The organism is Gorillibacterium sp. sgz306347 (assembly GCF_059735245.1).
Map to the genome: position 1 here is coordinate 19,266 of NZ_JCAPET010000033.1, position 13,500 is coordinate 32,765.

Below are 13,500 nucleotides of genomic sequence, written 5' to 3' on the forward strand. Positions count from 1 at the left end.
CCTACAATTTCGGGATAATGGCCAGAATGAGGCCAAGGAACTGGTCTTTGACTTTGTCCGCCGCCGCCATGACTTCCTCGTGGGCGAGCGGCTGGTCAAGAATTCCCGCGGCCATGTTCGAAATACAGGAGAAGCCAAGCACCTCGATGCCGGCGTGGCGCGCCGCGATGACTTCGGGCACCGTGGACATGCCCACGGCGTCGGCGCCGAGCACGCGCAGCATGCGGATCTCGGCCGGCGTCTCATACGACGGGCCCAGCATGGCGGCGTATACGCCCTTGCGCAGCCGGACGCCCTGCTCGGCCGCAGCCTCCTCGGCGATGCCTTGCAGCCTGCGGCTGTAAGCTTCCGACATATCGGGGAACCGCACGCCCATCTCGTCCACATTCGGCCCGATGAGCGGATTCAGGAACATGAAGTTCAGGTGGTCCCGGATGACCATCAGGTCGCCCACTTCAAATTCTTCGTTTACGCCGCCGGCGGCATTCGTAACGAGCAGCGTTTTGACGCCGAGCTTTTTCATGACGCGGATCGGGAACGACACCTTGGTGGCCCCGTAGCCTTCGTAGGTATGGAAGCGGCCTTTCATCATCACGACCGGCTTGCCCTTCACGGTGCCGAGAATCAGCTCGCCCGCATGGCCCTCCACCGTGGAAACGGGGAAATGCGGAATGTCCCCGTACGGAATAACCGTCGGGTTTTCGATCAATTCGGCCAGAATGCCGAGCCCGGACCCCAGAATGAGGCCGATTTCCGGCTTCACCGGGGAACGGGAAACGATATAGTCGGCCGCTTTGGCCATTTGCTCCATCAATTCTTTCGTTTGCATGCTCAGGCTCACCCTTTCTTGATTTCATCCAAAAAGCTGACGCCGTGCTCCGGCAGGCCGACCCCGAAATTGGCGGCAATTGTCGCCCCGAGGTCGGAGAACGTCTCCCGTACGCCGACCGATTTCGCTTCGCCCGAAGCGAAGGACGGGCTCCAAAGCAGCACCGGAACGTATTCCCGCGTATGGTCGGTTCCCGCGTGAACGGGATCGTTGCCATGGTCCGCCGTCAGGATCAGCAGGTCGTCCGGCCCAAGCTTCGCCTGGATATCCGGGAGCGAACGGTCGAAGTCCATCAGCGCCTGCCCGTATCCGAGCGGATCACGGCGGTGGCCGTACAGCGAGTCGAAGTCCACGAGGTTGGTGAACACAAGCCCGGTAAAGTCTTTGCCGAGCGCGTCAATCGTTTTTTGCACGCCGTCTTCGTTGCTTTTGGTCGGCAAAGCTTCGGTCACGCCTTCGCCGGTATAGATGTCGTTGATCTTTCCGACGGCGATCACGTCAAGCCCCGCTTCCTGCAGCCGGTTCATGACGGTCGGAGCGGGCGGCTTGACCGCGTAGTCGTGGCGGTTCGGCGTACGCTTGAACGCGCCGGGTGTTCCGACATAAGGACGGGCGATAACCCGGCCGACCGAATATTCCTGCCTCAAGGTCAGCTCGCGGGCGATTTTGCAGGCGTTGTACAGCTCTTCCAGCGGAATGATCTCCTCATGCGCCGCAATCTGAAACACGCTGTCGGCCGACGTGTAGACGATCCAGGCGCCGGTTTTCATCTGCTCTTCCCCGAGCTCGTCCAGAATTTCCGTGCCGGACGCCGGCTTGTTGCCGATCACCTTGCGGCCGGTCGCCTTTTCGAATTCGGCCAAAAGCGAAGTCGGAAAGCCGTCCGGGTAGGTGTTGAACGGCACGTCGATCTTCAGCCCCATGATCTCCCAATGCCCGGTCATCGTGTCCTTGCCGACGGAGGCTTCGCCCATTTTGCCATAATAGGCTTGCGGCGTTTCAGCCGGTGCGACCTTCGGCAGCGGAGCGATGTTGCCCAGGCCGAGCTTTTGCAGATTCGGCAGCGCGAAGCCCTCCACCTTTTCCGCAATGTGGCCCAGCGTATGAGCACCCTGGTCCTGGAACCGCGCGGCGTCGGGAAGCTCCCCGATGCCTACGCTGTCGAGCACGATCAAACAAACTCTGCGAAATTTCATCGATTTCCTCTCCTTCAATAATGAGTCGTGCCGCGCGCAAAAGCTTCAAGAGCCGCAAAAAGCCCCTTGCGGGAGCTTTTCGCCGGCCGAAGCCGTTAAACCCAAAACCGTTACACGGGATTTCCCGTTTCCTTGGCCCTCGGATGGGTCCGGTCGTACACTTCCTTCATGTTGCTTTTCATCATGTGCGTATAAATCTGCGTCGTGGAGATGTCGGCGTGCCCCAGCATTTCCTGCACCGAGCGCAAATCCGCCCCGTTGTCCAGAAGATGCGTCGCAAACGAGTGGCGCAGCGTGTGCGGCGTAATCTCCTTTTCGATGCAGGCTTCCCGGGCGTACTTCTTGATGATTTTCCAGAAGCCCTGGCGGGTCAGCCGCGTGCCGAGATGATTGATGAAAAGGGCGTTTTCCCGTTCCCCCTGCTTTAACAGCGTCTGCCTCGTCCCGTTTAAATATTCCTCCAGCCAACGGGCGGCTGTTTTCCCCAGCGGTATGACCCGCTCCCGTGTCGTGCGCGCGGCGCAGTGAATGAACCCGAGGGAGGGATTGACGTCTTCCAGGTCGAGAGAAATCAGCTCCGTCACCCGGATGCCGGTGGCGTAAAGCATCTCCAGCATGACTTTATCCCGAATACCGGCGGGCGAATCGGTTTCCGGCGATTCCAGAAGCTTGGCCGCCTCGGAGACGGTCAGCACCTGCGGCAGCCGTTTGTCCAGCTTCGGCGCATCCAGGTGAAGCGTCGGGTTGACCGTCACCTGGTTTTCCCGCTGCAAATATTGATAAAAGGAACGGATGGACACAATGCTGCGGGATACCGTGGAGGAGGCGCGTCCCTTGTTTTTCATTTCGATCAGATACTTTTGAATATGTATTTTCTCGGAATCCGGAAGAGCCTCAACGCCGCTTTCGCGCAAATAATCCAGATACTGCGCGACATCGCGCTCGTAAGATTCCAGCGTGTTGCTCGCGAGCCCCTTTTCCGAAGACAGGTATTGAATGAAAGCCTGAAGCCAATGTTCCATACGGTCGCTGCCCCTTGTCCCATGCATGTCTGATTTTCGCACCCGCCCGGCCGTCATTCGCATGCGGACGGACAGGCATTCGTACAATGTCTTCCACACGGGCGTTCAATTTCCTGCCTCATCCCCGGGATTCGTACGGATTTGGCTGAAAAACTTTTTCATTCCCCGAGCCAATAATACAGCCTCAAACGCTCGGAGGGCCGCATTCGCTCGCCGCCGTCCCCGTGGCCGCCAAAGACGTGCAGGCCGCCGGAATGCCGCTCCGGGATACGGTCCGGCTCCATCCGCGCTTTTGCCCAGGCCAGCCCCTGATGCAGGCAAACCGTCAAAACGGCAAACAAAACCGCCCCTTGCAACATCCGTTTCAGCTTGCGCCATGAAATCACCATGCCCATCCCTCCGCGCTTTCATTAATCACGGATAAGATATGCCTGGCCGAAACCGAATATGAAACCCATAGAATTAATAACACCCTCCTTCCGCAACCGGTTGGCCGCTTCAGAGGGTGCCGCTGTTCGTTTGTACGGGGGTTTTTGCGAGGTTCTTGTCATTGCAATCCCGGCAGATGCCTTGAAAGTCCAGCCGGTGGTCGACGACCCGGAAGCCGTACTGCTCTTCCAGTCTTCGTTCCAGCGGGTCCAGCCAATCCTCCAGCACCTCGCTCACCGATCCGCATTGAATGCAGATCAAATGATGGTGATGATGGCGCGTACGGTCGTTGCGCAAGTCATAGCGGGCGACGCCGTCTCCAAAGTTCATCTTCTCCAGCACATGCAGCTCGCTCAAGAGTTCCAGGGTCCGGTAGACGGTTGCCAGTCCAATCTCGGGCGCTTTGTCCTTCACAAGCATAAAAACGTCCTCGGCGCTCAGATGGTCCTGTTCGTTCTCCAGAAGAACCCGGACGGTCGCTTCGCGCTGAGGAGTCAATTTGTAGCCCTGAGATTGAAGCTGGTGTTTGATTTTCTCGATGCGGGTTTCTTCCATAGTCCCCCTCCTTGCCCACTGCTATTTCATATTATAGGAGGAGAATCCCGGCAAAGTCAAACGGTTTCCGCCAGTCCCGCCAGGACGTCCGCCAGGGCGGGCGTCACATGCCGCATAAGCCCGGGCGACCAGAAAGCCTCCAGCAGGGACGCCGCGGCAGCCAGCAGAACAAGCGCCAAAGCGAAAAGACAATACCGCCCGAGCGGCCGGTAAAGCGATCCCGAATGGCCCAGAAACCGGTTTTTCACCAGATAAAGCGAAAAGGTCAGCGCCGATACACTGCCCGCCAGCGTAACCGGAATGAGGATGAGATTTTGCGGCAAAACGGCGGCCAGCGAAAACAGAGCGCCTTCCCAGGCATACCGGGAAATAAGATAGCCGACCGTAAACCCGACCAGCGTGCCTTTAAAAAAGGTCAGCAAAAGCACGACCGGAAGTCCGATGACGGACATGCCGAGAAGCCAGATCAGCAGCACCCATTTGACGTTCGTTCCGAAGAGCGGCCAAAAGGAAGCCTCGCCCGCCGCCGTTCGGCCGAGCTCCACCCGTTCAAAGAAGTTCCCCAGATGGCGGCTGATCTCTTCGCTCATGTCGACGGTCAGGGCGCTCACCAGAATAGAGCCGAAAATGACCCCGATCAGAAAAATGGCGGCCACGAAAATATAGAACGACAAATGTTTTTGCAGGTGCGACTGAACGGCTTCCTTCGGCTTCGGCATGCTCGCTCTCCCCATCTTTCGCATGTTGGACTGCTACCAGTCTATGCGGGGACAGGAGGGAACATGTCCCTTTGGGTGCAGCTCGCGATCCTGCGTCAGCCTTTGGATACGCGTCCGTACCGGCCGCCGCCTCCGGCGTCAAGCGGCAGGGCGCCTTCGCGGGCGAGAACAATTTTGCGGGCGACTTCTTCGCCGGCCACCTCCGCCAGCTCCTCGACGCCTACGCGGTGCAAAATGTTCATCTCCGTGCCGAAGCGGTCCAGCAGCTTCTCCAGCAGCTTTTTGCCAAGGCCCGGGATAAACTCCAGCGGCACCTGATAACGGTAAGGCGGCCGGCGGATGCCCGGATCGGGCCCGGTGCGGTTCGCGATCTCTTCGATCCGGTCCAGCACCCCGCGCACAATTTTGGTGCTGCCGCAATACAGGCAGCGCGTCGCGGAAGCATGCGCCTCGTCGACGACCGAATCGCAATTCGCGCAGTAGGTGCGGTGATACTTGCCGAGGCGGGGGTTCAGCCCGTAATTGTCGAGAATCGTCCGCCCGCCTTGACCCGACAGGGCCTTGACCAGCTCGGCGTAGCTCGGCTCCTCCAGCTTCATCCGGTTGTATTCGCGTCCGATCTTCCCGAGCGAATGGGCGTCGGAATTGGTCACAAACGGAAGCCCGTCAAGCTCGAGAAGCCGCCCGGCCATCTGCGTATCGGCGCTCAGTCCCAGCTCCACGGCAGCGACCTTGTCCGCGTCCAGCAGATTCTCCATCCGGTTGGTGCAGCTGCCGTAAAGACTTTTGTGCGGCGTAAAGATATGCGCCGGGATGACAATGCCGCCCCGGTCGACAACCTCTCTCTGCAGCTCCCGCGCCTCCACGTAAATCCGCTGCGTGCTGAGCGTCACGTTTTTCATCCGGGGACGCAGCCATTCAGTGAACGACTCCATGTCCGCAAGCGCCGGCAAATAGACAAGCAGATGCGCCGGCGCCATGCCGGGGTCGCGGACCTCGATTTCGCTGCCGAGCAGGACGACCGTGTCCCGGTAGCGGATTCCGCCGCCCCGCAGCTCCTCCATTTCGCCTTTGTCGAGCAGATGCCGAATGTCTTCCTGGACGGCCGGGGACGCGCAGTCGATAATGCCGACGGCGCCGATGCCTTTGCGCTCCGACGCCTCTCGGGCAATGTTGTAAAAGGTCAGGTCGCGGGCGCCGCTCATTTTGACGGGTGTCCCGTTTTCGGTTCGTCCGATGTGGATGTGCAGGTCGACAAAGAAGTCCTTCAAGTTACGCTTCGCCTCCGGAACGCCGAAGCTCCCAGGCCTGCACGGCGATGAGCGTTTTGGCGTCGGCGATGCGGCCGTCGGCGATCATCTGCCGGGCCTCCTCCGGAGCAAGCGCCAGAACCTCCAAAAACTCATCCTCGTCCGGGCTCGCATCGCCGGCGGTCAGCCCTTTGGCTTCGTAAAGGTGCAGCAGCTCGTCGCAGAAGCCGGGTGCGGAATAGAATGACGCCAGCTTGCTCCATTCGGCCGCCTCGTAGCCCGTCTCTTCCTTGAGCTCCCGCTTGGCCGCCTCCAGCGGGTCCTCGCCTTTTTCCAGCTTCCCCGCCGGGATTTCCACCAGGTTGCGGCTCATCGCTTTGCGGTACTGCTCCACGGCAAGCAGCTTGCCGTCCACTACGGCAAGCACGCAAACCGCGCCGGGATGCCGCACGATTTCCCGTTTCCCTTCTCCCCCGTCGGGCAGGCGGACGGTTTCGACATCGACGTCTATAATTTTGCCCCGGAATACTTGCTGGACGGATAAAGTCTCCTCCGCAAACCGTTCGGCGTTTGGTTCCTTGGCATTGTTCATCTGTTTGGCCCCTTTCGCGTCTATCGCGCATACGCTGTTCAACTCGCTCATATGATTCTATCACACCCCGGCCCCGTGTTCGATACGGCCCGAGGAATCCTGTGTCCGAGGAGCGTTAAAATGAAAGTTTATGTGAATGCGGAAGGCTTCCGCATGGTCGGCAAAGCCCGGGAGATCAAGGGGAAGCTGAACGAGCTGGTCAAAGAAACGGATAACGGCTCCGCACCGCTCGTATCCCTTCTGGTGCGAAAGCCGGACAAGCCGAAACGGAAAAAGACGGGCGGAGCACAGGATGTATAAGACGGATCAGTTAGAATATGTATACCCGAATAAACGGCGGCTGTGGTACAATGAGTTGATTTTATATCGCTCGAGGTGATCCGCCGTGAAACCGTTCGTTACCGCTTTGTTGACCGGCCTCGGCATGTTGGCCGGTATTTTTTTGTTCAGCCATCTGGGCTATTCGCTGGAAGACACGGTTTCCAAAGATCAGATCAAGATTATCGCCGAAGCCGGCGTGCTGCACGCCATTCCGGAGCAGTACCCGGAAACCTCCGTCAAGCAGGACGGCAATTCCGTCAATCCGGGCATTCTCCAGGTTCCGTACGGCAAAGTGGAGGAGTACACGCAGCTCCTGTCCGCCGACCGCGCGATTCAGGGCTTTTTGCCCGTGCAGGGACCGCCTTCCTTTTCCTTGTCCCGTTACTTGGACGCGATGGGCCAAACGCTTTCCGATTATTATCATGGGACAATCGGCTCTCTTTATTCCATGTCGCAAGGCGAGACGCCGCTTTCCGATTCGCTCAAAAGCATGGTCGGCCGGACGAGCCTCTACCTGTTTCCGGCCATCGCCGCCGCCATTCTCGCCGGTCTTGCCTTCGCCCTGCTCGCCTCGTTTCGGCCCTGGGCGGGAAAAGCGCTGGACGGCATTCACTCGGTTCTCATGGCGCTTCCCGATTTTATGGTGGTGGTGCTGCTTCAAATGCTGTGCATCTATCTTGCAAACCTTCTGGACCGTCCGGTCTACCTCATTGTGGAATATTCGGGCGAAGTGCCCTTTGTCATTCCTTTTGTGACGATCGCCATCATTCCCTGTGCGCTTATATACGGCACGCTTCGGGTGGCGATCCGCCGGGAATGGGCGGACGATTACGTGGTAACCGCCCGCGCCAAGGGCTTGTCCCGTTCCCGGATCATTATTCGCCATGTGCTGCGCAATATTATGGAAGATTTGTTCGCCGTGCTGCCGAAGGCCGTATCTCTTGCTGTTGGCGGAATGGTTGTGGCCGAGGTGCTCTGCCAAATCTTCGCGCTCGGCGGGATTACCCGGAATCCAAGCTATTTTATCGGAAACCCGACGGCGCTGGTAACGCTTAGCCTGACCATCGGCCTTCTGATGGTTGGCCTTCATCTGTTTTTTGCCGTCCTACGCCGTTTGCTTGGCCTCGGACATGCAAAAACGGAGGTGCAGGCATGAGCGGAACCCGCTGGCAGCCCAAAAAATACGTCCCCATGAGTGCTCAAACGGTCCAGAATGTACGGCCCGCACTGCCCCCGATGCCGGAAGAGCCCCTCGACTTCGGTTCAGCCGCGGGGAAGGCCACGGCAGACGGACAGGCATCAGCCTCTTCCTTGGCACGAAACACAAGAGCCTCCCGGTTTGGCCGCTTTTTCCCCGCCCTGACGGAAACGCCGGTTTCCTTTCGGATTGCCGCCGTCTTGCTTCTGCTGCTTGCTTTGACGGCGGTGTTCGGCACTTACCTGATGCCGCATCGGATCGGGTCCGCGCAGGAGTTCGTCTTTCAGGAAAAGGTGGTAAACGGTGAAACGGTCTATCTGACACCGCCGCTCAAGTCCAGCGCCGCGCATTGGTTCGGGACCGATCACCGGGGAATCGACGTAACCAGCCTGCTGCTGAACGGCATGAAATATACGCTGGGCTTTGCCGTGGCCGTCGTGCTGAGCCGGTTTGCCTTGGCCGTTCCCCTCGGCCTTGCGGGAGGCACCATCCGGCCGGTGGGCCGCTTTGTTTCGGTCCTGCAGCTGATCACCGCTTCGGTGCCGGCGTTGGTGCTGCTTTTCCCGGCGCTCGCTATCTTTTATAACCTGCTCGGAATGGATTTTCTCATTGCCGGCGACGAATGGAAGAGGCGGATGTTCTCGTGGCTGATGTTCGGCTGTCTTGTGCTGGTGGGCTTTGCGCCCACCGCCCGGCAGTTCTCCGAACGCACACGTTATTTTTCCGGCAAGGAATTCGTTTCCTCCGCGCATATGCTGGGCGCTTCCCGCTGGCGCATCGCCTGGCGGCACATTCTGCCGAACCTGCGCGGCGAGCTGTTATACGCGGCGCTTTCCGATCTGGTGCAGGTGCTCTTCCTGCTCGGGCAGCTTGCCGTGCTCGGCATTTTCCTGGGCGGGGGCAGCATTGTCGATCTGGAGGACGGCATGCCGAAGGTACGGACAAGCCCGAACGGCGAATGGTGCTCCATGATCGCGTACAGCTCGCGTTTCATTCAGTTCCACCCGCAAATTTTGCTCGGAACGGCGCTTTTCTTCACGCTCTCGATTTTGATCCTGAAATTTTTCCTGTCCGAGCTGCAGAAGCTTCGCAGCCCGCAAAGAGGACAATAACCGTCGGGTCCCGCCGGAGGCGGCCCGAGGAAAGGACAAGCCATGACCCGCAAAACTCAACTTTGGGAAATCAACCTGCTGCGCGCGTTCGCCATTTTGGCCGTCGTTACGATCCACGCGACGGGACTGCCCATCAACCGGGCGGAAAAGGAATCGTCGATGTACGCGGTTTATCTGTTCCTGAATACCATCTCCGCCTTCGCGGTTCCGCTGTTCCTGTTTATCAGCGGCCTTGTTCTGTTCTATTCTTACCTGGACAAGCCCTGCACGTGGAAAAACGTAGGCGGCTTTTACCGTAAACGGATGGGCAGCGTACTGCTCCCCTATCTGCTGATTTCGGTGTTTTATTTTTGGCTGAACAATCACCAGGTTCCCGAATACATGAACCTCGAACGGTTCGGCTACCAGCTTCTGACCGGCCGCGCCCATACGCATCTGTATTATATGTTTGTGATCATCCAGCTTTACGTCCTGTTCCCGCTGTTCTGGGCGCTTGGCCGGAAAATCGGCGGCTACCTGGCTCTGCTGGCTTTCGCGCTTCAAATCGGTTATTTCTACTTCAACCGCGAGGTCATCGTTGACCTGGACTGGCTGCCCAACATTTTTCATCGGGCCGGCAGCATGTCGATCACTTACTTCGGGTTCTTCGCCCTTGGGGGCATCATCGGCATGCAGTATCCGCGCTGGAAAAAGTGGCTGCGTCCCGCTCCGGGCGAGCCGAGGCACGCCGGAGTCTGGACGGCGCTGTTCGCTTTGTGGGTGTTCATCGGCGTCTTCTACGCCGTGCTGATCTATCGCGGCAACCTGAGCGGAACTCCCGCGCATACGGTCATTTTGTACTACTTGTGGCTGGCGTACCTGCTTACTTCCGCAGTATGTCTGCTGCGGCTGTCCGGGTTTCTGCTGGAAAAGCTGCCGCTTGCGCCTCTCCGGCTGCTGCTGAATCTCGGGGGCTGCTCCTTCGGAGTATACCTGCTGCATCCGTTCTTCATGTGGCTGTTCCGGGAAGTCTGGGACATGCCGAACGATTTCATCGGCTTTAACGGGTACAGCGTCGCGTATTTCGCTTCCGCTCTTCTCATCTCCTGGGCGCTGACGGCTGCATTGGCCCGGTTTGTAAAATGGTCCTGGGTGCTGATCGGCGCTCCGCCGAAACCGTATCCCGGACGCAAGGGCGCGAATCCGCCGGCTTCCCGTTCGGCTTCGATGTAACCAAACCGCTTTGCGATCTTTTCTCTTCATCCGTCACTAGCAAAGAACCCGACCGCAGCCGGACGCCGCGATCGGGTTCTTTTTGTTCCGCTGAAAACAGCGCCTTACTTGACCAGCGCCTCCTGGGTGATGGCAATTACGGCTTCCGCCAGCTTCGCCAGGTTTACCGCCCGGATCCGTTCCTTTGTCGTGTGAATGTGCTCGTAGCCGACCGACAGGTTGACCGTTGGCACGCCGTGGCCGTTAAAGACGTTGGCGTCGCTGCCGCCGCCCGTCTGGAACGTCTTCGGCTCCGCCACGCCGGCCTTGCGGAGCGCGCGCTTCGTCAGCTCCAGGATAGGAGCGTCGTCCTCGAAAAAGAACGAAGGATACAAATGGACGGGGCGGAAATCAACCGTTGCGCCCATTTCCGCCGCCGCCTGCTCGCTCGCTTCCCGCATCGAGGCGATCTGCTTCTCCAGCTTCTCCTTGAACAGGCTGCGCGCTTCCGCTTCCAGCTCCGCCACTTCGCAAACGATGTTCGTTTTCGTCTCCGCTCCGCCGGAGAAACGCCCGATATTCGCTGTCGTGTCCTTGTCGATCCGGCCCAGGCGCATCTTCGAGACGGCGCGGCTCGCGACGGTGATCGCGCTGATGCCGTCCTCGGGGTTGACCCCGGCGTGCGCCGTTTTGCCCCGGAAGGTGATGTACATCCGTACCTGTGACGGAGCGGCGATGGCGATGCCGCCAAACTCTCCGCTCGAATCAAGCGCAAAGCCGTAGTCGGCGTCCAGCTGCTTCGGGTTCATCGCCCGCGAGCCGACCAGGCCGGATTCCTCGCCGACCGTAAGGATCAGCTGAATTTGCGGGTGCTCCAGGTTTTCTTCCCGCAGGACGCGCATCGCCTCAAACAGAGCGGCAACGCCCGCTTTGTCGTCGGCTCCGAGAATGGTGGTGCCGTCGCTCGTTATGTACCCGTCTTCCCCGAGCTGCGGCTTGATCCCGTTGCCGGGCGTCACCGTGTCCATGTGGCAGGTAAAAAGCAGCTTCGGCGCAGAAGCGCCGCCTGCGGTCGCCGGAATCGTGCAGATCAGATTGCCGGCCCCGTGCCCGGTAACCTTGGCCGTATCGTCCTCCAGCACCTGCAGGCCGAAAGCCGCCAGCTTTTGCTTCAGGAGATCGGCAATGACCCGCTCGTGCTTGGTTTCGCTGTCCACCCGGATCAATTCGAGAAATTCGTTTACCACGCGTTCCTGCTGTACCATCTTTTATTCCTCCGATTCGCCGTGCCGCGGCGTGACATCTTTTTTGATAACCTTTACAATAAGAAAAAAGCATTCCTTCTCATCTTACTCGTTTCCACAAGCCATGAAAAGGGGAGTCGCGCTCTTGAAAAGAAAGTTCTGGTTTCGCTTCGTCGTGTGGCTGATGCTCGGCGCCATGCTGCTTTCGACCGTTCTGCTCGCGTTCGAGTCTATGCTGTACTAAACGTGCTGCGCCCATGCGTCCCGGACATCGGTACGGGACGGACTTATACCGGCGGGCGAACCTGCCTGAACAAACAAACCTTCGCAGGCCCGGCGGCCTCGCGAAGGTTTGTTGGTTTTGGGGGACTTAATACAGCGAAGTGTCCGGCCCGTAGCTTTCCAGGTTTTCCTTGACCCGCTGCAGGAAGCGTCCGCAAATGACGCCGTCCAGAATGCGGTGGTCGAGCGACAGGCACATGTTGGCCATGGAACGGACCGCGATCATGTCGTTGATGACGACCGGCTTTTTGACGATGGATTCAAACGTCAAAATCGCCGCCTGCGGGTAGTTGATGATCGGATACGACAGGATGGAACCGAAGGAACCGGTGTTGTTGACGGTAAAGGTTCCACCCTGCAGATCGTCCAGGCTGAGCTTGCCGGAGCGCGCCCGTTTGGTCAGATTGTCGATCTCCTGGGCCAGACCGGCGATGTTTTTCTGGTCGGCCCGTTTGATGACCGGCGTAATGACCATGTCTTCGGTGCCGACGGCCAGGGAGATGTTAATGTCCCGTTTGACGATGATTTTGTCCACCGCCCAAACCGAGTTCAGGATCGGATAATCCTTGATCGCATTGACGACAGCTTTCAGCACAAACGCGAGGTAGGTCAGGTTGACTCCTTCGCGGCGCATGAATTCGTCCTTGAGCTTGCTGCGCAGCAGCACCAGATTGGTTACATCGACCTCCACCATCGTCCACGCGTGCGGAATTTCCGAGATGCTCTGCCGCATCCGGGTCGCGATGGTGGCGCGGACCGGCGTGACGTCAAGCAGCGTTTCACCGCGGCCGTTGCCGGCGGCCGGGATGTCCGCCAGCGGCGTAGCCGGCTCGGCCGTCAGGTGCAGACCCGTGGAGCGCACGGGCACGTGCAGCGCCTGGGCCGGAACTGCCGGCGGAGCGGCGGCTGCAGCGGGAGCGGGCGCTTGCGCAGCCGGCAGGGCCGCAGGAGCCGGCGCCGGAGCGGCCGCAGCGGCTTGCGGCGCAGGCTGCGCCGGGACCGCCGCCGGGCCGCGCTCGGCGTAGGCGAGCACGTCCTTGCGCGTGACGCGGCCGCCGAGGCCCGTGCCGGGCACGTCCGCAAGCGCGATGCCGCGCTCGGCGGCCAGCTTCAGCACGGCCGGCGAATAGCGGCCGCTCATCGGGCCGCCGGCCGCTGCGGCCGCTTGCGCGCCTGCCCCGGCGATTCCGGCTTGCGGCGCCGCCGCAGCGGGAACGGCGGCCGCAGCCGCGCGGCCGTCCGCCGTTGCCGGCGCGGCGCTCTCCGCTCCCTGCTCGGCGATATAGCAGATCGGATCGCCCACGTTCGCCGTCTCCCCTTCCGGGACGACGATTTCCGTCAGCGTGCCTTCAAAAGGAGACGGCATCTCCACGTTCACCTTTTCGGTAATCAGCTCGCACAGCACCTCGTACTGGGCCACGTAGTCGCCGGGGGCTTTCAGCCACTTGCCGACGGTCGCGGATACAAGGCTTTCCGCCAAATGCGGAACGGGAACCGGCGTCCCCTGTCTGTTCATTTCGCTCATTGCATACCCTCGTTTCTTCCCCATTCTCTTTCTCT

General features: G+C 59.7%; 15 protein-coding genes. 5 read left to right on the forward strand and 10 right to left on the reverse strand.

Annotated elements, in window-relative coordinates; genetic code table 11:
• Position 1: 1 nt before the first annotated feature.
• From AC6I6H_RS16585 to AC6I6H_RS16620, 8 genes are all read right to left on the reverse strand, one after another.
• Positions 2-811, reverse strand: a complete 810-nt coding sequence (locus AC6I6H_RS16585; RefSeq protein WP_497955119.1) for a purine-nucleoside phosphorylase — start codon at positions 809-811, stop codon at positions 2-4.
• 26 nt (positions 812-837) lie between these two features.
• A complete protein-coding gene (gene deoB, locus AC6I6H_RS16590; protein ID WP_497955087.1) occupies positions 838-2,025 on the reverse strand; it encodes a phosphopentomutase in 1,188 nt (395 codons plus the stop codon).
• 110 nt (positions 2,026-2,135) lie between these two features.
• Complete coding sequence (gene xerD, locus AC6I6H_RS16595; protein ID WP_497955088.1) at positions 2,136-3,047, reverse strand: site-specific tyrosine recombinase XerD; 912 nt, start codon at positions 3,045-3,047, stop codon at positions 2,136-2,138.
• Between the two features lie 158 nt (positions 3,048-3,205).
• A complete protein-coding gene (locus tag AC6I6H_RS16600; protein WP_497955089.1) occupies positions 3,206-3,436 on the reverse strand; it encodes a hypothetical protein in 231 nt (76 codons plus the stop codon).
• 109 nt (positions 3,437-3,545) lie between these two features.
• A complete protein-coding gene (fur, locus tag AC6I6H_RS16605; protein ID WP_497955090.1) occupies positions 3,546-4,031 on the reverse strand; it encodes a ferric iron uptake transcriptional regulator in 486 nt (161 codons plus the stop codon).
• Between the two features lie 56 nt (positions 4,032-4,087).
• Entirely contained in the window at positions 4,088-4,750 is a 663-nt protein-coding gene (gene spoIIM / locus AC6I6H_RS16610) for a stage II sporulation protein M (RefSeq protein ID WP_497955091.1), read from the reverse strand.
• A 95-nt stretch (positions 4,751-4,845) separates the two neighbouring features.
• Positions 4,846-6,021 carry an endonuclease Q family protein gene (locus AC6I6H_RS16615; RefSeq protein WP_497955092.1) on the reverse strand — a complete coding sequence of 392 codons (1,176 nt, stop codon included), beginning with the start codon at positions 6,019-6,021 and terminating at the stop codon, positions 4,846-4,848.
• 1 nt (position 6,022) lies between these two features.
• On the reverse strand, positions 6,023-6,592 hold the full coding sequence (locus AC6I6H_RS16620; RefSeq protein ID WP_497955093.1) for an NUDIX domain-containing protein: 570 nt from the start codon (positions 6,590-6,592) through the stop codon (positions 6,023-6,025).
• Positions 6,593-6,712: 120 nt separating this feature from the next.
• On the opposite strand from AC6I6H_RS16620, the gene mciZ reads away from it, so the two are divergent.
• The 4 genes from mciZ to AC6I6H_RS16640 all read left to right on the forward strand — a co-directional run bounded on the left by mciZ (position 6,713) and on the right by AC6I6H_RS16640 (position 10,435).
• Positions 6,713-6,892: a Z-ring formation inhibitor MciZ gene (gene mciZ / locus AC6I6H_RS16625; RefSeq protein ID WP_497955094.1), complete on the forward strand. Its 180-nt coding sequence runs from the start codon at positions 6,713-6,715 to the stop codon at positions 6,890-6,892.
• 85 nt (positions 6,893-6,977) lie between these two features.
• The gene (locus tag AC6I6H_RS16630; protein ID WP_497955095.1) at positions 6,978-8,069 is read left to right on the forward strand and encodes an ABC transporter permease subunit; all 1,092 of its coding nucleotides are present in this window, start codon (positions 6,978-6,980) and stop codon (positions 8,067-8,069) included.
• The gene (locus tag AC6I6H_RS16635) at positions 8,066-9,223 is read left to right on the forward strand and encodes an ABC transporter permease (RefSeq protein WP_497955096.1); all 1,158 of its coding nucleotides are present in this window, start codon (positions 8,066-8,068) and stop codon (positions 9,221-9,223) included. The genes AC6I6H_RS16630 and AC6I6H_RS16635 overlap by 4 nt, the downstream gene beginning before the upstream one ends.
• Positions 9,224-9,265: 42 nt before the next feature.
• Positions 9,266-10,435, forward strand: coding sequence for an acyltransferase (locus tag AC6I6H_RS16640; RefSeq protein ID WP_497955097.1), 1,170 nt, complete (start codon positions 9,266-9,268; stop codon positions 10,433-10,435).
• 104 nt (positions 10,436-10,539) lie between these two features.
• Here AC6I6H_RS16640 and AC6I6H_RS16645 read toward each other — a convergent pair whose 3' ends face one another.
• Positions 10,540-11,679 carry a M20/M25/M40 family metallo-hydrolase gene (locus tag AC6I6H_RS16645; RefSeq protein ID WP_497955098.1) on the reverse strand — a complete coding sequence of 380 codons (1,140 nt, stop codon included), beginning with the start codon at positions 11,677-11,679 and terminating at the stop codon, positions 10,540-10,542.
• Positions 11,680-11,803: 124 nt separating this feature from the next.
• On the opposite strand from AC6I6H_RS16645, the gene prli42 reads away from it, so the two are divergent.
• Entirely contained in the window at positions 11,804-11,902 is a 99-nt protein-coding gene (gene prli42, locus AC6I6H_RS16650; RefSeq protein WP_497955099.1) for a stressosome-associated protein Prli42, read from the forward strand.
• 126 nt (positions 11,903-12,028) lie between these two features.
• Here the strand turns inward: prli42 and AC6I6H_RS16655 are convergent, their stop codons facing one another.
• Entirely contained in the window at positions 12,029-13,465 is a 1,437-nt protein-coding gene (locus tag AC6I6H_RS16655; RefSeq protein ID WP_497955100.1) for a dihydrolipoamide acetyltransferase family protein, read from the reverse strand.
• Positions 13,466-13,500: the final 35 nt, after the last annotated feature.

What these genes read in the sequence shown, in the direction of transcription:
- xerD (WP_497955088.1), bottom strand. Translation starts at nt 3,047, where the DNA reads ATGGAACATTGGCTTCAGGCTTTCATTCAATACCTGTCTTCGGAAAAG.
- AC6I6H_RS16645 (WP_497955098.1), bottom strand. Translation starts at nt 11,679, where the DNA reads ATGGTACAGCAGGAACGCGTGGTAAACGAATTTCTCGAATTGATCCGG.
- fur (WP_497955090.1), bottom strand. Translation starts at nt 4,031, where the DNA reads ATGGAAGAAACCCGCATCGAGAAAATCAAACACCAGCTTCAATCTCAG.
- spoIIM (WP_497955091.1), bottom strand. Translation starts at nt 4,750, where the DNA reads ATGCCGAAGCCGAAGGAAGCCGTTCAGTCGCACCTGCAAAAACATTTG.
- AC6I6H_RS16655 (WP_497955100.1), bottom strand. Translation starts at nt 13,465, where the DNA reads ATGAGCGAAATGAACAGACAGGGGACGCCGGTTCCCGTTCCGCATTTG.
- deoB (WP_497955087.1), bottom strand. Translation starts at nt 2,025, where the DNA reads ATGAAATTTCGCAGAGTTTGTTTGATCGTGCTCGACAGCGTAGGCATC.
- AC6I6H_RS16620 (WP_497955093.1), bottom strand. Translation starts at nt 6,592, where the DNA reads ATGAACAATGCCAAGGAACCAAACGCCGAACGGTTTGCGGAGGAGACT.
- AC6I6H_RS16640 (WP_497955097.1), top strand. Translation starts at nt 9,266, where the DNA reads ATGACCCGCAAAACTCAACTTTGGGAAATCAACCTGCTGCGCGCGTTC.
- AC6I6H_RS16600 (WP_497955089.1), bottom strand. Translation starts at nt 3,436, where the DNA reads ATGGTGATTTCATGGCGCAAGCTGAAACGGATGTTGCAAGGGGCGGTT.
- AC6I6H_RS16585 (WP_497955119.1), bottom strand. Translation starts at nt 811, where the DNA reads ATGGAGCAAATGGCCAAAGCGGCCGACTATATCGTTTCCCGTTCCCCG.
- AC6I6H_RS16635 (WP_497955096.1), top strand. Translation starts at nt 8,066, where the DNA reads ATGAGCGGAACCCGCTGGCAGCCCAAAAAATACGTCCCCATGAGTGCT.
- mciZ (WP_497955094.1), top strand. Translation starts at nt 6,713, where the DNA reads ATGAAAGTTTATGTGAATGCGGAAGGCTTCCGCATGGTCGGCAAAGCC.